22 protein-coding genes are annotated in these 21,572 nt (G+C 74.2%); 10 read left to right on the top strand and 12 right to left on the bottom strand.

Translation table 11 applies throughout. The features are described from left to right. Positions 1-668: 668 nt before the first annotated feature. Entirely contained in the window at positions 669-905 is a 237-nt protein-coding gene (locus ACVGV0_RS02225) for a hypothetical protein (protein WP_459158181.1), read from the top strand. 454 nt (positions 906-1,359) lie between these two features. Here ACVGV0_RS02225 and ACVGV0_RS02230 read toward each other — a convergent pair whose 3' ends face one another. Further along, positions 1,360-1,767, bottom strand: a complete 408-nt coding sequence (locus ACVGV0_RS02230) for a zinc finger protein (RefSeq protein ID WP_459159895.1) — start codon at positions 1,765-1,767, stop codon at positions 1,360-1,362. Positions 1,768-1,906: 139 nt separating this feature from the next. Between ACVGV0_RS02230 and ACVGV0_RS02235 the strand changes: the two genes are divergently transcribed. The 4 genes from ACVGV0_RS02235 (at position 1,907) to ACVGV0_RS02250 (ending at position 4,214) form a co-directional block, all read left to right on the top strand. Next, complete coding sequence (locus ACVGV0_RS02235; RefSeq protein WP_459158182.1) at positions 1,907-2,752, top strand: helix-turn-helix domain-containing protein; 846 nt, start codon at positions 1,907-1,909, stop codon at positions 2,750-2,752. Further along, the gene (locus tag ACVGV0_RS02240) at positions 2,749-2,940 is read left to right on the top strand and encodes a DUF397 domain-containing protein (protein WP_459158183.1); all 192 of its coding nucleotides are present in this window, start codon (positions 2,749-2,751) and stop codon (positions 2,938-2,940) included. Before ACVGV0_RS02235 ends, ACVGV0_RS02240 begins: the two co-directional genes overlap by 4 nt. Before the next feature lie 222 nt (positions 2,941-3,162). Then, positions 3,163-4,020: a helix-turn-helix domain-containing protein gene (locus ACVGV0_RS02245; protein ID WP_459158184.1), complete on the top strand. Its 858-nt coding sequence runs from the start codon at positions 3,163-3,165 to the stop codon at positions 4,018-4,020. After that, the gene (locus tag ACVGV0_RS02250) at positions 4,017-4,214 is read left to right on the top strand and encodes a DUF397 domain-containing protein (RefSeq protein WP_459158185.1); all 198 of its coding nucleotides are present in this window, start codon (positions 4,017-4,019) and stop codon (positions 4,212-4,214) included. The genes ACVGV0_RS02245 and ACVGV0_RS02250 overlap by 4 nt, the downstream gene beginning before the upstream one ends. Before the next feature lie 768 nt (positions 4,215-4,982). Here ACVGV0_RS02250 and ACVGV0_RS02255 read toward each other — a convergent pair. The 10 genes from ACVGV0_RS02255 to ACVGV0_RS02300 form a co-directional block, all read right to left on the bottom strand. Further along, positions 4,983-6,458, bottom strand: a complete 1,476-nt coding sequence (locus tag ACVGV0_RS02255; protein WP_459158186.1) for a diguanylate cyclase domain-containing protein — start codon at positions 6,456-6,458, stop codon at positions 4,983-4,985. A gap of 41 nt (positions 6,459-6,499) precedes the next feature. Continuing rightward, positions 6,500-8,071, bottom strand: coding sequence for an FAD-dependent oxidoreductase (locus ACVGV0_RS02260; protein ID WP_459159896.1), 1,572 nt, complete (start codon positions 8,069-8,071; stop codon positions 6,500-6,502). A 108-nt stretch (positions 8,072-8,179) separates the two neighbouring features. Continuing rightward, entirely contained in the window at positions 8,180-8,950 is a 771-nt protein-coding gene (locus ACVGV0_RS02265) for a GNAT family N-acetyltransferase (RefSeq protein WP_459158187.1), read from the bottom strand. A gap of 45 nt (positions 8,951-8,995) precedes the next feature. Then, positions 8,996-9,376: a hypothetical protein gene (locus tag ACVGV0_RS02270; protein WP_459158188.1), complete on the bottom strand. Its 381-nt coding sequence runs from the start codon at positions 9,374-9,376 to the stop codon at positions 8,996-8,998. Continuing rightward, on the bottom strand, positions 9,373-12,435 hold the full coding sequence (locus ACVGV0_RS02275; protein ID WP_459158189.1) for an FtsK/SpoIIIE domain-containing protein: 3,063 nt from the start codon (positions 12,433-12,435) through the stop codon (positions 9,373-9,375). The genes ACVGV0_RS02270 and ACVGV0_RS02275 overlap by 4 nt, the downstream gene beginning before the upstream one ends. 153 nt (positions 12,436-12,588) lie before the next feature. After that, positions 12,589-12,840, bottom strand: coding sequence for a hypothetical protein (locus tag ACVGV0_RS02280; protein WP_459158190.1), 252 nt, complete (start codon positions 12,838-12,840; stop codon positions 12,589-12,591). Then, positions 12,837-13,097: a hypothetical protein gene (locus ACVGV0_RS02285; protein WP_459158191.1), complete on the bottom strand. Its 261-nt coding sequence runs from the start codon at positions 13,095-13,097 to the stop codon at positions 12,837-12,839. Before ACVGV0_RS02285 ends, ACVGV0_RS02280 begins: the two co-directional genes overlap by 4 nt. A 262-nt stretch (positions 13,098-13,359) precedes the next feature. Then, positions 13,360-13,821: a hypothetical protein gene (locus ACVGV0_RS02290; RefSeq protein ID WP_459158192.1), complete on the bottom strand. Its 462-nt coding sequence runs from the start codon at positions 13,819-13,821 to the stop codon at positions 13,360-13,362. Positions 13,822-13,868: 47 nt separating this feature from the next. Beyond that, positions 13,869-14,204: a PRC-barrel domain-containing protein gene (locus tag ACVGV0_RS02295; protein WP_459158193.1), complete on the bottom strand. Its 336-nt coding sequence runs from the start codon at positions 14,202-14,204 to the stop codon at positions 13,869-13,871. Between the two features lie 131 nt (positions 14,205-14,335). Continuing rightward, positions 14,336-15,067 (bottom strand): DUF4232 domain-containing protein, encoded by a 732-nt coding sequence (locus tag ACVGV0_RS02300; RefSeq protein ID WP_459158194.1) that lies wholly within the window; start codon positions 15,065-15,067, stop codon positions 14,336-14,338. Positions 15,068-15,466: 399 nt separating this feature from the next. Here ACVGV0_RS02300 and ACVGV0_RS02305 point away from each other — a divergent pair, with 399 nt between their 5' ends. The 5 genes from ACVGV0_RS02305 to ACVGV0_RS02325 all read left to right on the top strand — a co-directional run bounded on the left by ACVGV0_RS02305 (position 15,467) and on the right by ACVGV0_RS02325 (position 21,072). Beyond that, positions 15,467-16,255, top strand: coding sequence for a GH25 family lysozyme (locus tag ACVGV0_RS02305; protein ID WP_459158195.1), 789 nt, complete (start codon positions 15,467-15,469; stop codon positions 16,253-16,255). A 475-nt stretch (positions 16,256-16,730) separates the two neighbouring features. Continuing rightward, a complete protein-coding gene (locus ACVGV0_RS02310) occupies positions 16,731-17,675 on the top strand; it encodes a DMT family transporter (RefSeq protein WP_459158196.1) in 945 nt (314 codons plus the stop codon). Continuing rightward, complete coding sequence (locus ACVGV0_RS02315) at positions 17,672-18,904, top strand: glycosyltransferase (RefSeq protein ID WP_459158197.1); 1,233 nt, start codon at positions 17,672-17,674, stop codon at positions 18,902-18,904. Before ACVGV0_RS02310 ends, ACVGV0_RS02315 begins: the two co-directional genes overlap by 4 nt. A gap of 3 nt (positions 18,905-18,907) precedes the next feature. Further along, positions 18,908-19,801, top strand: a complete 894-nt coding sequence (locus ACVGV0_RS02320; RefSeq protein WP_459158198.1) for an alpha/beta fold hydrolase — start codon at positions 18,908-18,910, stop codon at positions 19,799-19,801. Further along, positions 19,798-21,072, top strand: coding sequence for a glycosyltransferase family 4 protein (locus ACVGV0_RS02325; RefSeq protein WP_459158199.1), 1,275 nt, complete (start codon positions 19,798-19,800; stop codon positions 21,070-21,072). Before ACVGV0_RS02320 ends, ACVGV0_RS02325 begins: the two co-directional genes overlap by 4 nt. A gap of 3 nt (positions 21,073-21,075) precedes the next feature. Here the strand turns inward: ACVGV0_RS02325 and ACVGV0_RS02330 are convergent, their stop codons facing one another. Then, positions 21,076-21,525: a peptidase inhibitor family I36 protein gene (locus ACVGV0_RS02330; protein ID WP_459158200.1), complete on the bottom strand. Its 450-nt coding sequence runs from the start codon at positions 21,523-21,525 to the stop codon at positions 21,076-21,078. Positions 21,526-21,572 lie beyond the last annotated feature (47 nt).

Consider the following 21,572-nt stretch of genomic DNA (forward strand, 5'->3'; position numbering starts at 1 on the left):
ACGCGCCCGCGCGCGGGGCCGCGGTCAGGCCCGCGGCTGCTGCCGCTGGGAGCGGTGCCGGGGAAGCCGGAGCCGTGCGGGCGGGGTCCGGCGAGCCGGGGGAGTGCCGGGATTCCGGAGGCGCCCAAGCTCCCGGGGGTGCGCTGGCTCCCGGAGGCGTGCTGACTCCCGGACGCTCCCGGCATCCCGGAGGCGTGCTGGTTCCCGGACGTGCCCGGGATCCCGGGGGTGCGCTGGCTCCCGGGGGTGCGCAGCTGTCGTGCCCCGCGGCGCGTCCGGCCGGAACGGGCAGCTGCGGCCAGGACCCGGTGGCGTTGCCGGGGTGCCTGCCCGGACGGCCGGGCGGGTGCGCGGTTCCGCGGCGTGGCGCCGGTCCCGCCGCTGCCGGCCACCGGTGGGGTGCGCGTGCGGCGGCCGTGGACGGCTCCGGTGCCGGCGCGCCCGTCCTGCGCCGATCGGCTCCGCTGCCTCCGTTGGCCGGGGCGGTTGCGCTGCCTCCGGCCGGGGCGGGGCTGGTGCCGGTGGGCGTGGTGGTGGCCGCGGTCGGGCGGTGCTCGCCGCGGCCAGCGCGTTCGTGCCCAGCGCGTTCGTGCCCGGTGCGGCCGTGCCCGGTGCGGCCGTGCCCGGTGCGGTCCGGTGGTCCTGCCCGGGTCCGCAGGTGCCCCGGCGTGCGCGTGCGCGCTGGTGCGCTGGTGCCTGCGCGCGGTGCGCAGCGCGTGGCGGGCGCGGGGGCTGTGCCCGCGGAGGCGGTGGACGGGGGTCAGTCGCAGCAGCGTGGACAGGCCCGCTCCGAGCACGACTCCGAGGTGCAGCGCCGGTTCCAGCAGCGGGGTCAGCAGGGACGTCGTCAGCACGCGGCACCTCCCCGGTGCTGCTGGGTGCGCGGCGACTCGGGGAGCGCGTGAGCGCCCACCTGGGAACCTGCCGACCGGGGGCCTGCCGACCGGGGCTGCGCGGACGGGTTTGTCTGGGGTCCTGTCGAGCGGTGCTGCCCGGGCGGGCTCGCCTGGGGACCTGTCGACCGGGGCGCTGCGAGCTGGGGATCTGCGAACCAGCGGTCTGTGCACGGGAGGTCTGCGAGCCGGGATTCTGCCCGGTCATCCGGGGTGGTGCCCGTGCCGAGCCGGGCCGCGTCCGCCTCGACGGGGGCCGCGTCCCCGTCGAGCGGAGCGGCAGCCGCCTCGTCGGGGGTGGTGCTCTCGCGGGAGTACTCCTCCAGCGCTGCGGCGAGCTCGGCCAGCGCGCGGGCGGTCTCCCGGCACTCGGCGGGCGTGCAGCGCCCACCGCCGAGCTCGAAGGCCGTCTCGTCCAGCAGCCACTGCCCGCGGCGCAGCAGCACCGCCATCGCCGTGCGGCGGCTCATGCGCCACCTCCCGTCCCGCGGCCGGACCGCGCGCCGTAACCGGACTGCGTGCCCTGCCCGGGCTGCGCGCCGTGCTGCCCAGCACCGTTCCGCTGGGCGCTGCTGTCGTGGGAACTGCGGGGCTGGGCACTGCTGTAGTGGGCGCTGCTGTGCCGGGCACTGCTGTGCCGGGGCCGGCGCTCCTCGCGTGCGGCCACCCCGACGAGCGCGCGGGCGCGCTCGTCGCAGTCGAAGCAGGTCGGCCAGAACCAGGCCACCTCGCCCGTGGCGGTGGCCACCTGCCGACCGCACAGGGTCGTCACCGACATGTCCGGCGGGAACTCCCGCGCCGGCGGCGGCACGTCGTCACGACTGGCGTGCCGGTGCCCCTCAGCAGGCACCCAGGTGAACGGGAGCGGCCACATCAGCACATCACCTCTTCCTCGTTGGGAGCGCGTGATGATCATAATATGAGTGAACAGAAGCAATGTTCATGAACATAGCGACTATTCATGAAGAAGTGTGACACTTAAGCACACTTTCGGGGATCGGTACGATCTCCGTATGGTCAGCACCGCGAACACGCCGCGCGCTCGACAGCTCGGTGCTGAACTGCGGCGGCTCCGCAAAGAGGCGGGGCTGACGACCAACTATCTGGCGCAGCAGATCGGGCGCGGGCATGCGCACGTCTCTCGCTGGGAGAACGGCAAACTCACGCCGAGCGAGGACGATGTCGCGGCACTGCTGAACGTTCTCGGCGCCGATGAGTCGACACGCGCCTCGCTGCTCGAACTCGCTCGAGAAGTCAGCGATCCCCACTGGCTGTCCCCTGGCGTCGAGCGCCAGCGCGCCGTGCTGACCGAGTACGAGCGCTCGTCCACGCGAATCATCGATGTGGAGCCGCTGCTGATCCCCGGCCTGCTGCAGACGGCCGACTACGCCCGCTCGATCATGAGCGGTGCTGGTGCCTCGCGCGGGGAAGCGGAGGAGCGCGTGATGTTCCGGCTCGGTCGGCGCGAGGTCCTGACGCGGCGCAACCGACCGGCGCAGCTGCACGCGTTCATCGGTGAGGCCGCGCTGCGCAATCCGCCGTGCGCGGCGGATGTCATGGACGAGCAGTTGCGGGAACTGCTCGCGTGGAACGAGCAGGAGAACGTCGTGGTGCAGGTGGTCCCGTTCGGCACGGGCTACACCGCGGCGACGGAAGGCCGGTTCGTGCTGTTGGAGTCGGACGCGGCGCAACCCGTGGTGCACCTGGAGCACTACCGGGCCAGCGCGACGGTCACGGATTCCTCCGATGTGCGGGCGTATCAGGACGGCGTGGACCGACTGCGCGCCGTCTCCTTGTCCGAGGTGGAGTCCGCGGAGTTCATCGCCGGTATGACAACGGAGAAGGAGGGCGTGTCGTGACGACTCCCGGGAACTGGCGCAAGTCCAGTTACAGCGGGTACCAGACGAACTGCGTCGAGGTCGGCCGTGTCGCAGGCGGCTCTGCGGTGCGGGACACGAAGAACCGCGGTGCTGGACACATCGCGGTGGCGTCGGCGCAGTGGGCGAACTTCTTACGTTCGCTCAAGTCCGGCGTGTTCGACCGCTGAACCTCGTGGGTGCGTGTGGTGCCCGTGCGTTCGCCTCCGAGCGGTTCGCGGCGGTGAGTCGGAACGACCCCGTGAACACATCACCTTGCCTCTCCGGCGTCCGCTGCCTGTCGCGTTGATCATGCCTGTTCCGCACAGAGTATTTGTCGTGCACGACAGGGGCAATCACACCGGCAGGTGATCTTGGGGCGCGACAATTGCTCGTGTCCCTAGACTTGGCGCATGGCCCGCAGCAGGAAGGTATCCCCGCGCATCCGAGCCCTCGGAGCGGAGCTCCGCGAGCACCGGGAGAACGCGGGGCTCACCGTGCGCGAGGTCGCTGAACGACTCGGCGGTCACCACTCCAAGTACGCGCGGTACGAGACCGGCGACCAGACCCCGGCTCCGGAAACGATCACCGCCCTGCTCACCGCGTACGGCCTGCCGGAGGGTGAGCGCGAACGGCTGGCCACATCGGCGAGGGAAGCCACGGAGACGGCGAACTCGGTAAAACCGCGTCGCAGCAACGTCGACGCGGACCTGAAGACGTTGCTCGAACTGGAGCGCACCGCGACGAGCATCGTCGACGTGGCGCCAATGCTGGTCCCCGGGCCGATGCAGACCGCGGACTACGCCCGCGCGGTCATGTCGGGCTGGGTGGCCGCTGACGACGTGGAAGCGCACGTCGCCATGCGCATCGGCCGACGGGAGGTGCTGACCCGCCGGGACGCACCCCACGTGACCGCGATCATCGGCGAGTGGGCGCTCCGCGAACCCATCGGCCTTCCCGGCGTCATGGCCGAGCAGCTGCGACAACTCGCCGACATCGCTGAGCGGCCGAACGTCGACCTGCGCGTCCTGCTCAGCGCGCGTGGTGCGTGGACACCTGCGCACGTCGGGCAGTTCCTGCTGTTCGAGTTCGACAAGGCGGACCCGGTCGTGCACGTCGAGACGCTCAGCTCCGACGCGTTCCTCAGCAGTCCCGGAGACGTGCACGTTCACCGCGAAGCAGCGCGGTGGCTGCGGGAAACGGCGCTGCCGACCGATGAATCCGCGGAACTGCTGGACAAGTTGACAGCCGAGATGGAGGAGAGCTCATGAACCACGCACAGCCACGCGACTGGCGCAAGTCCCGGTACTCCTCGCAACAAACCGCCTGCATCGAGGTCGGTCGTGTCCCCGGTGGCGCTGCGGTGCGGGACACGAAGAACCGAGAGGCCGGCCACATCGCGGTGGGCTCCGCGCAGTGGGCGGGTTTCCTGCGTTCGCTCAAGTCCGGTGCCCTGGACCGCTGAGTTTCCTCGGTGCCTCGCAATTCCGGTCATCGGGAGGGTCCAGCAAGGGTGGTGCTGGCGGCTACTCGGAGAAAGTCCCGGCCTTCCCGCCGGATGCGAACGGCGGCAACGAACTCATCGGCAGTCCCTCGATCTGGCATCGTTCTCGGGAAGTACCTGGGAAGGGGAGAACCCGCCGAGTCGACAGCAGTGCGAATCAGTAGCTTCTGAATCCCACTCGGCCATCGTGCTCCGAAGCGGAACCACCGCCGTACTCGCCGGATCCGGCCTGTGCGACCTCGGACAGCGGCACCACCACGCGGCCCCGGTTGCCCGGCGGTGCGCGCGGCACACCGGGTGCGCTCGCCGGGTTCGCCGTGCTCGACGCGGAGGTTCCCGGGTACGCTGCGGTACCCGGCGCGGCCGTCGAAGACCCCGTGGCGGCCGTGCCGGGCCCGGCCCTCGCACCCGGAGCGCTGCCGGGCGGGACGGCCGCACCGGTGGTGTGGTTCTGCGCCGCCGGCGGCGGGCTCAGCGGATCGGCCGGCTCGGTCGGCCCCCGGACGGAGTTCCGCGTCTGCTCCGCGGTGATCCCGGCTTGCTGCATCTCAGGGCCGCAGAACAGCGCACAGCCGAGGAACTGCACCAGACCGGGGACACCACCTGCCGCACCCGGGCGCTGCCCATCGGGTGGCGAGCCGACTTCTGCCCGCAACGCAGCACGCGGGATGCCGACGTGGACCGCCGGAGGACCGGCGGGGGCGAGCACCAGGCCCGGCCGCTGCGGCGTCAGGGGCGCTGCTGCTCGATGCTGATGCCACTCTCGCTGTGCTTCGCCCGGTACATGGCCGCGTCCGCCCGGGTGAGCGCCTGGTCCGGCGTGTCCTCGGCGTTCAGCAGCACGTACCCGAGGCTGACTCCCACCGCCCGCGAGGAGTCGTCGACGACGTCGCCGGACTCGCGGAAGGCGTCCCGGATGCGCCGGGCGAAGTCCTGCGGGTTCGCGGGCGCCGGGTTGAGGAGGACGACGAACTCGTCACCGCCGATGCGCGCGAGCGTGTCCGTGCTCCGGACGCAGGTGGTGAGCCGCTCCGCGACCGTGCGCAGCACGGCGTCCCCGGCCCCGTGCCCCAGGGTGTCGTTGATCTCCTTGAAGTGGTCGAGGTCGACGTAGAGCAGAGCGAGGTCGTGCGACCGCGGCTGCTCCTGCGGCAGTTCCCTGTTCAGCTGGGACAGCAGGAGGGCCCGGTTGGAGACGCCGGTGAGCGGGTCGTGCGTGGCCTGGTAGGCCAGCTGCTGCTGGGCGATGTACAGCTGGCGCAGGCTCACGAGCTCCCGTAACACGACCAGCGCCACGATGCCGACGAGGAAGTACACCGCGCTGGCCGGCGGATTCCCCGTCGAGACGGTGTTGAACAGCGTGAACGCGCACACCGCGGCCAGCGGGACGTACGGCAGCAGCAGCAGCGGTACGCGCGGGGTCCGCCGCAGGGACCGGCGGTCGGGGGCGAGCGCGGCCACCAGGAACAGCACCGGCCCGCTCGCGTACCCCACGTCGGCCAGCGGCGGGGCCAGCATCGCGCTGCTGATCGCGTAGAGGTAGAACACGTGGGAGAACCCGATGGCGAGCAGGCCCGCCACCAGCCACGCCAACGGGGGACGCAGCACGCTGTGCAAGGTCATCGCGAACAGGATCGCCACGGCGATCAGCACCAGGTCCGCCGCGGTGTACGAAGCCACCACGAGCAGCCTATCCACGCGGACGTTGCCGGGGTTGCTGATGACCTCGAGCGCGATCCCCCAGCTCAGGGCCAGCAGGCTGCCCACGATGATGAGCCCGTCGAGCACGCCGACCGCGCGCGACGGCACCACCCCGTGCTCCCGGGCCGCAGCGCGGTCCCCCTTCACCATGCGGAGCAGGGCGAAGAAGGCGAAGAGGGGCATCCCGAAGTAGAGCGCGTTCGCGGCGTTCGGGAACAGGTTCGGGTCCACGCTGCGGTACCACGTCCACGAGGCGTGGGCCGGGAGCCACAGGAAGAGCGCCAGGGCCATCAGCCACCGCCACCGCCGCTCCTCGCCCGCTGCGCGCCACCCGGTCCAGGCGAAAGCGGCGACGGCGGCAGCGGCCCCCACGAGGCTGGTCGCATCGGCCACGAGGTGGCGGACCGCGCTGTCCACCGGGCCCGCCACCACCAGGAGGACGACGGCGAAGTCCGCGAGGACCACACCGGCCACCGCGCGGGACCAACGCTGCTTCGCGGTCATATCTGCAACCTCGTTGCCGGGGCGCTGCACGTGCACAACTACTACCCGTCGACGCCCTCGCGCGCGCGCCGCACCAGGTCCTCGACCGCCGGGTGCGCGCGCTCGCGCTGGTCGGGCCCCAGCCCGGACCCCGCCCTGCGGCGCAGCACGTCGTCGCTGCGCAGTGCGCCCTCGTGCCGCACGGCCCACACGACCTCGGCGGCCGTCACCGGCACTCCCGGCGCGACGGGATCGGCCAGGTCCGGGTCGAGCTCCGCCAGCGCGGCCAGCCGCGCCGCCTCGGCCCCGTACTTGGCGAGCAGGCGCGGCGAAGCGCCCGACTCGGCGAGGTACGCCGGCGGGGCAGAGCCCACCAGCGGCACGGCGGCGGTCCGCGACGGACCCGCGTGCAGCTCGCCGTGCCGCACCGCCAGGTCGATCGCCGCCGAGGCGCGCTCCCGCACCGGTGCCGCACCGCCGGGCGCCGCGATCACCCCGGACTCGGCGCACCACGCCCCGCTCTCCGCGCGCCCGGCCGGAGACCCGGCGACCGGGGCGGTGGCCGCGCCGAGCACCGCGCCCCGCCCTGGCGGGTGCGCCAGCACCCCCGCCAGGGCCGCCACCGCCGCGTCGATCGTCCCCGGCAGCGCCGGCTCCTCCGCGAGCGGGAAATCGCACGGCTCCAGCCACGCGCCGCCGTCCGCCGACGGCACCGCGGAGACGAACCTGCCGTCGCCGGAAACCGGTGCGAGCAGCCCTGTTTCGGCGATGCCGAGCGCTTCCGCGTCGACGAGCAGGCCGTGCCGCCGGAACAGCGGAACCGCCGCAGTGGAGTCCACTTCGGACACCCAGCCGCCGGAAGCGTTGACCACGGCGCGGGCCCGCAGCTGCAGCGCCCCACCCGCGGAGACGTCCACCGCCGCGGCGCCACCGGGGTGCACCCGCTCGGCGCGCACCCGGGTGAGCACGCGCGCGCCGAAACCCGCGGCGGTGCGGGCCAGCGCCACCACCAGGCGGGTCTCGTCGACCGGGCGGGCGGCGAACCACAGCAGCCCCCCGCGCGCGTCCGCGCGCAGCCCCGGCACGAGCGCGAGCGCGCCCGCCCGCGACAGCCGCCGCGACCGGGGCAGCGCCGCGCGCCCGGTGCCGCGCAGCACCGCGTCGCGGGCGTGCAACTGCGCCGCCCACGACGCCTCGCGGTGCCGCGGGACCTCCCCGGTCAGCGGCAGCACGCGCCCCACCGCGCGCAGCGGGTGCGCGAGCGGATCGCGCAGCGGGTGCACCGCGGAGCGGCGCGCGGCCGCCCGCACCGCCGCGGCCGCCGGCAGCCGCCACGGGTGCGGCTCGCCGATCGGAGCCCACCCCCGTCCGGGCTCGGCCGAGAGCACCTCGGACGGGTCGGCGGTGTCGCCGAGCAGCCCCGAGGCCCCGGACGCCAGATCGCCCTGCTCCACCAGGGTGACGCGCAGGCCGCGCGCGGCCGCGTCCAACGCGCACGCGGCCCCGGTCGTGCCGCCGCCGACGACGAGCACGTCGGCCGTGCCCTCGGCCGCCTCGACGACCTCCCGGCGCCGGCGCGCCGCGTTCAACGACGTGGCGCGCAGCGAACCGGCGGGCAGCGGGGTGGCGGGCATCACGCCAGCACGGTGTTCACTCGGGCCGCGCGACGCAACCCGAATCGCCGCCCGCACCGCGGGGCGGCCGCACGGGAAACCACCCCACCGTGGCTCACACCTCCGAGCTCACCCGACCTCTTGGGGGTGCCGCGACCGCACCGGCGCGGCCAGCGCCGTCACGGCGCGGTAGTCGAAGCCGAGCCGCCGGTAGACCTTCAGCGCCGCCGGGTTGTCCGCGTCCACCATCAGCGCCACCCGCCCCTCGCGGGCGAGCTCCCGCGTGAGGAACGCGCACAGCGCGGTGGACAGGCCGCGGCCGCGCCGCTCCGGGTGCGTCGCCACACCGGAGAGGAAGCGCACGTCCGGGGCGGGCCACGAGTCCGCGCCCGCGGCGACCAGCACGCCGTCCTCGTCGCGGATCCCGGCCCACCGGCGCGCGCCCGGATCGCCCGGGAACAGGTACGAACGGGGGTTCGCGGTCTGCAGCAGGGCGGTGACCTCGTCCTCCTCGTCCGCGGTCAACCACCGCGCTGCGCCCGCGTCCTGCGCCGGCGCGTCGGCGACCAGATCCATCCAGCCGAACGTCGCGCGCACCTCGAGCTCCAGCCGGGTGGCGACCTGGTGCGCCAGGGGAGTGGCCGCGAGCGGCCGCAGCCGCTCGCCCGGCAGGTCGGGCACGACCGACGACAGCAGCTCCGCCACGTCGTCGGGCGGCCCGGTGCAGGCCAACCGGTCGTTGCGGCTGAGGTCCGGGGCGTGCACGGCGACCGCGCCGCCGTGCTGCCACGCGGACCCCGCCGCGTGCGGGTAGTCCGGGGTCAGCGCCTGGGCGGCCCACCGCAGCAGGGGCTCGTCGGTGGCCGCGCGCACCGCCTCGAAGCTGGACAACTGGTACATGCTCCGATCATGCACCGAGCGGGCCCGGCAACGGTGTAGCGCGGCTCACGTCTTGCCGCGTTTCCACCGCCGCTTCTGCTTCGCCGTCGCCTCGTGCAGCTCCAGCAGCGCCTCCTGCACCGCCCGCCGCGACTCCTCGGCGGACTGCGGCGGGGCGTGCGGGTCCGGCTCGGGCATCCCGCCGTCCACCTGGAACCAGCGTTCGTGCCACAGCGCCTCCAGGGCGGCGTTCCAGCGCTTGCGCGCGTCCGCGCGCACCTGCTCCAGCTGCGCATCGGCCTCCTCGATGCGGCGGGACGCGTCGGCCGCGGCCTCCTCCAGCTCCGCGGCGCGGGCGTTCTCGTGCCGCCGCAGCCGCTCCGCCGCCGTCGCGGCCAGCGCGGTCAGCTCCTTGTACCGGATCGCGGCGGGGACCTCGCCGTTCATCGCGCACCTCCTGCGAGCCCGTCGGCATCCGCGCCGCGGTCCGCCAGCACAGCACCCGCGTCGCCCGGTCCGGCCGCGCCGGCCCCCGGCGAGGCGCCGTCCGCTTCCGGGGAGCCGGCTGCCCCTGCGGCGCCGTCCGCTTTCGGGGAGCCGGCTGCACCTGCGGGGTCGTCCGCCTCCGGGGAGCCGGACCCGTCCGCGCTGCCGGACGCGCCGCCCGGTTCGGCCGCCTCCTCGAGCAGGTCGTCCAGCTCGAACGGCAGCACCACCTCCGGCCGGGCGTGCGCCGAGCGGTCGAAGAACAAACCGCGCCGCGCCCGCGGCGCCCAGTTGACCACCTGCCCCGCGGCGAACTGGGTCAGCTCCTGCCCGTGGGCGTCGAACGCCACCCACGCGCCCAGGTCGTCCGCCGATCCGGTCATGCCCAGGGTGTGCTTGACGCGCTGGGCGCTGCGCCACCAGCCGAGCACGTGCACCCGGGCCTCCGGGCCGTGCCGCAGGAGAGCGCGCAGCCGGTCCATCCCGCTGGTCATCGTCTGGTCCTTGCGCTCCAGCGCGGTGTGCGCCGCGTCCACCCCGAACAGCACCACGTAGTGGGCGTCGGCGCTGCGGGCGTCGGCGGGGTGGGTGTCGGCGCTGCTCCGCTGGGTGCTGGGCTGCTCGGCGCTGCTCCGCTGGGTGCTGGGCTGCTCGTCCAGCTGCTGCGCCAGCTCGGTGACCGTCGACGCGGCCTCGTCGAGGTGCGCGGTGCGCACCTCGTGGCCCGCCGCGGCCGCGGCCGCCGCCAGCGCGCGCACCCGCGGGGCGGCGTCGTCGAGGAAGCACCCGAAGGTGAACCGCGCCCGCCCCGGCCGGTGCGCACGCACCAGCGACAGGACCGCGGTGCCCAGCGCGTTCACCGCGTCCACCCGGGCGGAGCCGATCACGGCGACGTGCCGGCCCGGCGAGCGGTCCAGCGGGACCGACACGGGCGTGCCCGCGACGTCGATGACCTGCCCCAGCAGCGCCCGCGGCGCGCCCTCTGCGCCCGCCTGGGCGGGAGCTTGCGGCAGCGCGTCGGACAGGCGCGGCAGCACGGACCCGTCGAACAGCCGCGGCGGTGTGCTGCCCGGAGGCCGCTGCTCCCACAGCTCGCGCTGCAGCCGGTCGAACGTGCCCCGGGCCGTGGCGTCCGGGACGCGGGCGGGCTCGTCGCCGTAGCGCACGCCCGACTCGTGGTTGACCACCGCGTGCCAGCGGGGCAGCTCCATCGCCGCGTGGTTCTGCTCGGCCAGCACCCGCCGGGCCTTCGGCAGCGCCACCCGCAGGATGAACTGCTCGAAGATCGCCGGCTTGCCCCAGAACGCCTCGATGCCGGAGACGTCCTGGCTGGCCAGCACCAGGTGGATGCCCTGCGAGCGGCCGCGCCGCGCCACGTCCTCCAGCAGGCTCGTGGCCTGCGCCGAGACGTGGTCGCGCCCGGCGAAGAGGTACTGGAACTCGTCGATGACCGCGACGATGCGCGGCCACCGGCCCTGCGGATCGGCCGCGCGCAGCTCCTCCAGCTTGGTGACCTCGTGCTCCTTGGCCGCGTCCGCGCGGCGGCGCATCTCGTCGGCGAGGAACCGCAGCAGCGCCAGGCCGAACTCGCGGTCGGTGTTGACGTTCACCCCGACCAGGCGGGCGTGCGGGAGCCAGCTGGGCTCGCGCCGCCCGGGCGTGCACTGGGCGAACGACACGCCCTCCTTGAAGTCCAGCAGGTACAGCTCCAGCTCGTCGGGCGAGTAGCGGGCGGCGAGGCTGCCGAGCATGCCGAACAGGAAGTTCGTCTTGCCCGAACCGCTCGGCCCGCCCACGAGCATGTGCGGGCTGGCGTCGCCGAGGGTGATGCGCACCGGCTCGCCCGCGTCGAAGCCCACGGGTGCGGACAGGCCCGCCGTCGAGTCCTGCGCCCACGTCCGCTCCGGTGCCAGGTCGGCGAACGTGCGCACCCGGGCGCGCCGGGCCAGGTGCGCCTCGGCGATCGCGTCGCAGGCGCGCAGCACCTCCGCGTGCGGCGGGGACTCGTCCGGGCGCACCACGGCTTCCGAACCGGTCGTGCTGCTGCGCGCCCGGTCCGACTCCAGCAGGGTGACCGACTCCAGCGGGCTGTGCACCGTCAGCGGCAGGTCCACGGTGATCAGCTGGATGCCGCAGGCCAGGCCGTTGCGGGCGATGCGCTGCAGTTGCCGCTGCTGCTCCTCCTGCAGCGGCTCGCCGGTGCCGAACAGCACCGCGATCCGCCACGGCTCCTGCCGGTGACCCGTCTCGGCGGCCAGCGAGCGCAGCGAGGTGTGCCCGCCGAGCAGGGCGGAGGTGTGGATGCGGCGGATCTGGTCGGACAGCGCCTGGAGCATCTCGTCCAGCCGCGTCGGGTCGTGCGCGGTGAGCAGCTCGGCCCGCGTGAGCGGGTACAGGCCGGGCAGGGTGCCGGTGAACTGGCCGATGTCCCAGACGTGCACGCGCACCAGCCCCGGTTGGAAGTGGCCGACCACGCGCAGCAGGAGGTTCTGCACCAGCGCTTCCGCGGTCTCCCGCGTCTGCGCGGTGCTCGTGACGCGCAGGTGCGACTCGTCCAGCAGCGGCACGGCGGCCGGGAACGGCTCCGGCGCGGGCGAGTCCGGCACCGAGGCAGTGCCGATGCGCCACAGCTCGGGTGGTTCGGTGGCCCCCGCCGTGCCGGGCGTGCCCAGCCAGTCCGACCACGGCGCACCGGCCGCGCCCGGGGCGGCGGAGGCCACCAGCTCGGACAGCTGCTGCGGCGCGGCCTGCCAGTCGCGGTAGATCTCGGCGCGCTCCTCCAGCGCGGCCCGCAGCGCCGCGTCGAAGGCCGGTCCGCGCCCGGTGCTGGCGGCACCCGGGTCGCGGTAGGCGGCTGCCACGCCGTGCTGGGCGATGCGCAGGGCCGACTCCTCGCGGGCCACGTCCTGCCTGCGGCGCGCGTGCTCCTGCTCGGCGGCGCCCAGCGCGGTGGCCACGCTCGCGCGCAGCCGCGTGAAGGCCTGCTCGATGCGGCGGCGCCGCTCGTCGCGTTTGCGCACGGAGCACCTCGACACTGGGTTACGGGCAGTGATCAAATTACCACGATCGTGGAACGTGCCTTCTCGCGCGACCGGCACGTTCCCGCAGCGCCCGCCCCCTGCGGCGGACGCCCCGCAGGGGCGCGCGGGGGTTCCGCGCTGCGGAGTTCCGCACTACAGCGAGGAGCGGAAGGCGGCGATCGTTTCGCGGACCCGCTCGACCGCCTGGCTGGTGCGTTCGATCTGGTCGTCCGCGCGGTGCAGTCCCGGTGGCACCGCGGTCTCCGGGTGGTCCGGGTCGATGCGCGCCAGGGCGGCGACGGCCTCGTCGAGCGCGGTGCGCCCCCTGCCCAGCTCGGCCCCGACCCGGGCCAGTTGCTCCTCCACCGAGATGAGCGCGCGGACGAGCTCGCCGACGCCGTTCACAGCCGTCCCGCGTAGCTCTCCGCGGTGGTGATGCCGGCGTTGATCGTGCCGGTGGCACCGGTGAGGTTCTGCTGCGCCTCGGCGAGCATGCCGTAGGCGTGCTGGACGTCCTCCTGCGCGGTGCCCTGGGTGGCCACGGCGAGGGCTTGCTGCGCCTCTTCCAGGGTCTGCGAGGCCTGCTGCACGGCCGCGACCGCTTCCGCGGCCTTCTGGTTGGCCAGGGCGATGCCCGCGCGAACCTCTTCCACGCCTGCCATGTGCTCTTCGGCCCTCCCGGGACGCGCGAAAACGCGAAATTCTTCGGATTCGCGACCGCAGCGACCGCGCCGCGCGTGCACCGGCGGCGGGGTGCGATCAACTTCGTGATCGCACCCTAGCGTCTCGGCGCCCCGGCGGTCTCAGCAGCCCGGGCATCTCGGCGGTGCGGCACGGCGGTCGGCCTCCCCGTCGGTGGCGGCGGCCTCCGCTGCGGCGCGGAAGGCCGCCGTGGTGGCGGTTCTCGCGCCGGCGCCGGCCCGTCTACAGTGGATCCGAATGGGCTTCGAGCAGGAGGCGCTCACCGCCCGGGACGAGCTCGGCGAGCAGCTCCGGGTGCTCCAGCACGGCCCAGGCCGTCGGCGGGGCGCAGTGCACCTGCCCGCGCGCGAGGGGCGCGCCGAGCGCGCGCAGCATGCGCCGCACCGCGCCGGAGAGCGTGACCTCCGCCGGCTGCGCACCGGACGACGCGGCGCCCGCGCGGCGGATCGTCACCGCCCAGCAGCCCGGCTCCTCCGCGGAGCAGTCCACCGCCCCGGCGACCTCGCCGGAGAGCAGCTCCGCCAGCGCGGAGCAGGCGTCCACCGCCGCCGACGCGCTCTCCGCGCCGACGACGGCCGTGATCTCGCAGTGCGGCCCGGAGCCGGGCGATTCGGAACTGGGCGACCCGGAGCCGGGCGATTCGGCCCCGGACGCTCCGGAGCCGGGAACTCCCGCATCAACCATGGTGCGTGCATTCTCGCACCCGCGCACCGCGTGACCGGCCGGGCTCGTCAGGCCTCCTCGGCCGACTCCGGCAGCAGCCCGTAGTGCGCGAACAGGTCGCGGCCGTCGGCATCGGACAGGTGGCCGCTCGCGGCGGTCACGCGCGGCGCGTTGCGCACGTCCCCGCGCGTGAACGGCACGTCGAGGCGGTCCTCCGCGGTGGTGGCGCCGTCGAGCGGCACGAACGTCTCGCGCAGGCCGAGCACGCCGCTGCGCACGGTGATCCACTCGGGCCGGAGCGTCTCGTCGTCGACGTAGACGTTGGCGACCCGGCCGAGGCGGTTGCCCGCGCGGTCGAAGACGGCCACGCCGATCAGGTCCTGGGCGCGCTGGACGTCCTTCATCGGCAGTCCCTCCTGGTGGCTGGGACTTCACGCTCACTGGGAGAGCGCAAGACCGCAACCGCGCAAGGGACACGCCTCACCCCATCGGGTAAGCCGCTCCGCGGCTCGTCCGCCAGCAGGAACTCCTCCGCTCAGCGGTAGGCACCCGCGTCGATCTCCCCGTGGCCGCAGACGGGCCCGGCCGGCCACGACACCACCAGCGAGTCCGTCTCGTCCGGCGGGATCACGTTCGCGTGCGTCGGGTCCGGGGCGCACGGGCCGTGCACCGGCTCGTCCCCGGTCGGCACGACGGTCCAGTGCAGCGTGGAACTCGCCGATTCGTCCGGGGCCAGCGTGATCAGCCGCGGCTCCGGGTCGCCCGTGCGCTCCACCCGGGTGGGCAGCGCCTGCCCGTGCTCGCCGACGAGCTCGAGCCCGCCGTAGCCGTACAGGTTGCAGGTCTCCCCGCTGGTGTTGGTCAGCGTCAGCTCCGCGTAGCGCTGGCCCGCGCCGGCCCCGCTCGGCCGCAGCTCTCCCGACAGCATCGAGGTGTGGCAGCGCCCGACCCCCTGCTCGTCGCTGCTCGTCGGGCCGGAGGTCGTCGTTCCGGGCGAGGAGGGCGTTGCTGTGCCGGTTCCCGCCCCGGGGCCCTCGGTCGTCGAGGAGCCGTCCGCGCCACCGTCCCCGGGTGCTGCGTCGTCGGGTGCCGTGTTGCCGGGTGCTCCCTCGGCGCCGTCGGTGACGGGCGCGCCCTCGGGCGCCGGTGCGGGGGCCGCCGCGCCGTCCGAATCCGCGGCCGTGCCGCAGCCGCTCAGCGCCAGCGCGAGGACCGCACCCGTGGCGGGCAGCAGGCGCACGCTCGCTTTCCTGAGTCGCGGTTTCACCGGAACCACCTCTCAAACTCCCCCATGTGGCGGGGTGCGCATCCGTTCTCTCACCGGGGGACGTGCGACTCGCGTCCGGGTTGCCGAGCGCGGCGAGAAAATCGCGCCCCTCACCCGGTTGGACCACATTTGTCCGCCGTGATCCGAAGGTCCGCGTTGTCCGCGGAGGGCCTCCCACCGCGATCGGATCGGTGGGGGAGCCACTGTGCCCCCTGCTGCGGAGCGGCGCGAGCGCGCGACACATCTGTGCGCGGATGGGGTGGGAGTGCCCGGTGGGGCGCGACGCGCGGAGATCATCCCGTCGGGGCCGTCTTGTGCCTCGGATGGTCGACGTGCCGGGGCGGGGATCACCGGTAGGTTCGGTGATCACGGCACGTCACATCTGAGGGGGTACGAGCGATGGCCGAGCGCATTCCGGGGATCGACGTCGCGCGGTACCAGGGCGAACCGGACTGGAACGCGGTCCGCGGCGCCGGGTACGCGTTCACCTACATCAAGGCCACCGAAGGGGTCGGCTACGTGAGCCCGACCCTCGACGCGCAACTGGCCGGTGCGCGGCGCGCGGGGATGGTCACCGGGCTGTACCACTTCGCCCGGCCGGACACGAACGGCCCGGACGCCGACGCGGCGACCTTCGCCGAACAACTGGGGCGGCTGGACTCGGCGGGGCAGGGCAACCTCCCCCCGTGCCTGGACGTGGAAACCGAGGGCGGGGACCTCGCGGCCTGGATCAAGGGCTTCATCGACTCCTTGCGCTCCCGCGTCGGGCGGCACGAAATCACCGTCTACGCCTCCTCGTCCTGGTTCAGCGACAAGCTCGGCCCCGACGCGTGGGTCGACGGCGGGGTGTTCCTGTGGGTGGCGCACTACGGGCGCACCCCGGGCGAACCGGCGTACAACACCGACCGGGTGGTGCTGCACCAGCACTCCTCCGAGGGGCAGGTTCCCGGCATCGGGGGCAACACGGACCTGAACGTGAGCATGGTCGACCTGGCCTCGCTGACCGGCGCCGCTCCGCCGCCCCCGCCGCCGGAACCGCCCCAGCACCGCACGTACGTGGTGCAGCCGGGTGACACGTTGTCCGGGATCGGGGAGCAGTTCGGCGTGGACTGGCGGGAGATCGCCCAGCTCAACGGGATCTCCGACCCGGACCTGATCTACGTGGGGCAGACGCTGCGCATCCCGTGACGGGGCCGTGCGCGGCGGGCCCGGCGACGTCGTGAGCGGCCCGGGGCCGGGATCCCCGCGCCCCCGGCCTCCCGCCCCGTCGCGCGGGGACGGCGCCGAAAGTGCGCACGAGGGCGCACGCACGTGCGCGCCGGGCCCACCCGCCGCGCGGGTGACTCGTTCCACTGGCCTTGCCGGGGCGCCGCTGCGCTGGGTATATGAGCGCGTTCGGGTGAACATCGGCGCTGCGTGGGCCCGCACTCGTCGTGCGGGCCGCCGGCGGGAAGGTCGACTCCTCTACAGTCGAGCACGTGCACGCGCCCGCGCATCCCCGTCCGCCGCACCGGCGGCCCCGGCCCGTTCCGGACCGCTGCGCAGAGCGCACATCCGATCGCGGTGCGCAACCGCGGGGAGGAGGCGTCCCCGCCTCCCGCGGGCGCCGGCCCCGCCCGGCGAGGGCGGGCCTGCCGCGGTGCCCGAGGGGACGTGATCGCCGATGACGGCGGTGGCGATCCTGCTCGGCGCGCTCGGCGCCTGCGGCTACGCCCTGGGCGCGCGCATGCAGCACCGCGCCGTGCACGCGATGACCGGCGGGGCCCGGTTCTCGCTGCGCGACCAGGCGCGCCTGTTCGGCGAACCGCGCTGGCTGGGGGGCCTGCTCGTGCTCGGGCTCGGCGCCGGGCTGCACGTGACCGCGCTCGGGTTCGCCCCGCTCAGCGTCGTGCAGCCGCTGGGGGTGATCGCGCTGCCGATCACCGTGCTGCTCACCCTGCGGGAGCAGGGGACCCGCACGCGCGAGCTCAACCTGAGCGTGCTGCTCTCCGTGGCCGCCGCGATGGTGGGTGTGGGGCTGTTCGTCGTCCTCGCCGCGCGCACCGCGGCGCCCACCCCGGTGGCCCCGCACCACCAGCTGGCCGCCACCCAGATCGCCGCGGTCACCATCCTCGCGTTGGCCATGGCGGCCGTGCTGAGCCGCTCGCGGACGCGGTGCGTGCTGTTCGCCGCAGCCGGCGCCGCGGCCTACGGCTACGTCTCGCTGCTCATGCGCGGCATCACCCAGCAGCTCGGTGCGCTCGACCCGGCGAACATCCCCGTCGTCCCGCTGTTCGGCGTCGCCGCTGCCATGCTCGTGGGGGGATGGCTGGTCCAGCACGGGTACGCCAGCGGGTCGCCGGACCTCGTCGTGGCCTGCCTGACCGTGATCGACCCGATCGTCGCGGTCGGCATGGGCCTCGGCCTGCTCGGCGAGGCCGACCGGATCGCGTTCCCCACCACGGTCGGGCAGGTGGCCTGCGCGGCCGTGGCCTGCGTCGGGGTCTTCGCGCTCGCCCGGTACCACCCCGACAACCAGCGCCGCGCGCCCGCTCGGGAAGCGGTGGCGGCCGCCGGCGCCGCGGTACCACCCGGATCGGCAGACCGTTCTCGGAGGAATATCCCTTGACTGCGCAAACGACCGACGGCCCCCTGCGGATCGTGGTGGGTGCGGTGATGTACCCGCCCGACGTCAGCGGCGCCGCCAACTTCGGCTACCGCCTCGCGCGGGGCCTCCTCGCCCGGGGTCACGAGGTGCACGTGATCTGCCACTCGGGCGACCGGCAGGCGCACACGCGCGTCGAGGACGGCGTGACCGTGCACCGGGTGCCCTCGTACGGCTCGCCGTTCCACCCCACCGTGCGGTTCTGCCTGCCCTGGCGGGCCACCCGGCACGCGGCGCGGCTGCTGGAGGAGATCCGGCCGGACGTCGTCCACGTGCAGTCGCACTTCTTCATCGGCCGCGGCCTGATCAACGCGGCCCGCCGCGCCGGGATCGGCCTGGTCGCGACGAACCACTTCATGCCGGAGAACATCTTCGGCTACCTGCGCATGCCGCGGGTGCTGCACGGCGTGGCCGGGCGGCTGCTGTGGCGGCAGCTCGTCAAGCACTACAGCAAGACGCAGCTGGTCACCGCGCCGACGCCGCGGGCCGTGCAGCTGCTGCACGACAACGGCTACGAGTCCGAGAGCATGCCGCTGTCCTGCGGCATCGATGTCCAGCGCTACAGCTCGCGGGCCGTGGAGCACCGGCACCGCGAGCCCGACCCGGACCCGCGCACCGTGCTGTTCGTCGGCCGCATCGACGACGAGAAGCACATCGACGAGCTGCTGCGCGCCATGTCCGTGCTGCGCCTGTCGCACCGCACCCGCCTGGAGATCATCGGGGACGGGGCGCACCGGCCCGTGCTCGAACGCCTGGCCGCCGAGCTCGGCATCGCCGACCGGGTGCGCTTCGCCGGCTACGTCGACGACGAGGAACTGCTCGACGCCTACGCGCGGGCCGACCTGTTCTGCATGCCGAGCATCGCCGAGCTGCAGAGCCTGGCCACGATGGAGGCCATGTCCGCGCGCACACCCGTGGTGCTGGCCAACGCGATGGCGCTGCCGCACCTGGTCGACCCCGGGGTGAACGGGTGGTTGTACCCGCCGCGGGACGTGCACGCGCTCGCCCGCGCCATCGAGTCGGTGCTCGGCGACCGCGCGACCATCGACCGGATGGGCGAGGCCAGCGAGCGGATCGTGAGCCAGCACGACATCAACACCGTGCTCGGCCGGTTCGAGTCGATCTACCGGTGGGCCGCGCACCCCGCCGGCAGTTCGGAGACGGGTGAAGCACGCAGCGAATTGGCGAGTTGATCGATGGGAGCACCGCAACGGCACGGGGTGACCCTCGCCGGCTCGCGGGTGCACTACTTCAGCTACGGAGCGACGCACCGGCCCGACGCGGAGACCGTGGTGATGGTGCACGGGCTGCGCGGCACCCACGAGGGGCTCGAACTGCTCGCCGCGGAACTGCTCGCCGCCGACGACCGGCCGCGCCGCGTGGTCATCCCGGACTTACCCGGTTACGGCGAATCCACGCCGTTCCCGCAGTCGCGGCACGACGTTCCCGGCTACGCCGAGATGGTGCGCGCGCTGATCGACCACCTCGGCGGCCGTTCCGCGGTGCTGGTCGGGCACTCCTTCGGCTCGGTCATCGCCGCGTGCGTGGCCGGCCGGCACCCCGAACGGGTGCACCGCCTCGTGCTCGTCAACGCGATCACCTCGCCGCCGCTGCGCGGACCGCGGGGCGTGCTGTCGGCGCTGACCTCCGGCTACTACGCGCTGGGGCGCGTGCTGCCCGCGCGGCTGGGCAAGGCGTGGCTGGGCAACCGCTACGCCGTGCTCGTCGCCAGCCGCGCGATGACGCGGAGCAAGGACCCCGAGCTGCGGCGGTTCATCGACGACAACCACCTGCGGTACTTCAGCCGGTTCCACAGCCCGACGGTGCTCGGTGAGACCTACCAGGCCTCGATCAGCAGCACCGTCCTCGACCACACCGGGGCGCTGCGGGTGCCCGTGCTGCTCGTGGCCGGGGAGGACGACGACATCGCTCCGCTCGACGGGCAGCGCGGCGCGGCGGCGCGCATCGAGGACGCGCGGCTGGTGGTGCTCAGCAACGTCGGCCACCTCGTGCACTACGAGGCACCCGACCGCGCGGCCCGGGCCACGGCGCGGTTCCTCGCGACCGAACGTCCCCGCGAGGCGTCATGAGCGGGACGCGCATCGTCGTCGACGCCCGGTGGACCCGGACCGACACGCCCGACGGGATCAGCCGCTACGGCGCCAACCTCATCGCCGCGCTGCACCGGCTGCACCCGGTGACCATGCTCGTCTGCGACGAGCGCCAGCTGCGGCTGCTGCCGCAGCACGTTCCCCACGTGCGGGTGCACAGCCCGCTGTCGCCGCGGGAGCTGTGGCTGTCCCGCACGCTGCACCGGCTCGGCGCCGACGTCGTGTTCAGCCCGATGCAGGTGATCGGCGGGTTCCGGCGGAGGTACCGGTTGGTCCTCACCCTGCACGACCTCATCTACTACCGGCATCCGAGCCCTCCCAGCTTCCTCCCGCTGCCCGTGCGCGCGGTGTGGCGGCTGTTCCACCTCGCCTACTGGCCGCAGCGCGTGCTGCTCGACCGCGCCGACATGGTGGTCACCGTCAGCGACACGACGCGGCGGCTGATCGAGCAGCACCGCCTGACGCGGCGCCCCGTGCGCGTCGTCCACAACGCACCCAGTTCCGAGCTGGCCGCGGAAGCGGGCGGGGATTCCCCCGCGGCTCCCGAGGGCGGCGAGTCCGCGGAGGGCGGCGAGTCCGCAGGCTGCGCGGAGTCCGGCGAGGACGACGAACCCGCGGAACCCGTTGAGTCCGCAGAGGACGGAACGGAGCGGGGCGAGGACGGCGCAGGCAGCGCCGGGACCGGCGCTGCCGCCCCGCACGACCGGACTGCCGCCCCGCGCGAGCTCGTGTACATGGGCTCGTTCATGCCGTACAAGAACGTGGAGACGCTCCTCGCCGGCATGGCGCACCTGCCCGGGCACCGGCTGCACCTCCTCGGTCGCCTCCCGCCGCGGCGGGAGGCGCAGCTGCGGCGGGTCCTCCCGCCCGGCGCGGACGTCGTCTTCCGGGGCGGCATCGGCGACGCCGATTACCGCCGCCTGCTGCTGCGCGCCGCAGCACTGGTCACCGCCTCGAAGGACGAGGGCTTCGGGCTGCCGCTCATCGAGGCCATGCAACTGGGAATCCCCGTGGTGTGCAGTGATCTCGCGATCTTCGGCGAAGTCACCGGCGGGAACGCGGTGTTCTTCGACCCCGCGGATCCGGCCGACTTCGCCCGGGCGGTGCGCGCCGCCGCCGAAGAACCCCTGCGCTCGGCCCTGCGCGCCGGCGGGCGCGCGCAGGCCGCCCGGTTCACCTGGGAGGAAGCCGCACGCCGGCTGCTGGACGGGATGCGGGAGCTGCACGGGGCGCCGCGGCGCACCCCCTGACGATCAGTACCGCCACACCTGGATCGCCCGCGCGGGGTACTCCGCCTCCGGAACCTGGGCGCCCTGCGGGAACGTCGAGAAGTTGAGCTCGCTGCCGCAGTGCTCGTCGGCGTACACGGTGACCGGCCGGTCGGTGCTGTTGGCGAACGACCGCGCCGTCTCCGGCAGCGTGATGCACTCCTCCAACGGGTGCTCGTCCAGGTCCACGTGCTGGGCTCCGCCGCTGAACGCGCCCTCCGTCCACGTGCAGAACGTCCCGGTAGGACACTCCGCCGCAGCGCTGCCCGCGGTTGCCGGGGTCGTCGCGGCGCCCGGTGCGGCAGCGGGCTCGGCCGCGGCGGTGCGGTCCGTGCTCGCCGACATCGGCAGCAGGAACAGCACCGCCAGGCTCGCGGCGAACAGCACCCTGGTCGGCGCGGACGGGCGCGCGGTGCGGTGCGGCGTGGCGAGCATGGGCATTCTCCTCAACTCCTCGGATCTCGGTGGAAACCGCTGACGCA

The organism is Salinifilum ghardaiensis (assembly GCF_054491345.1).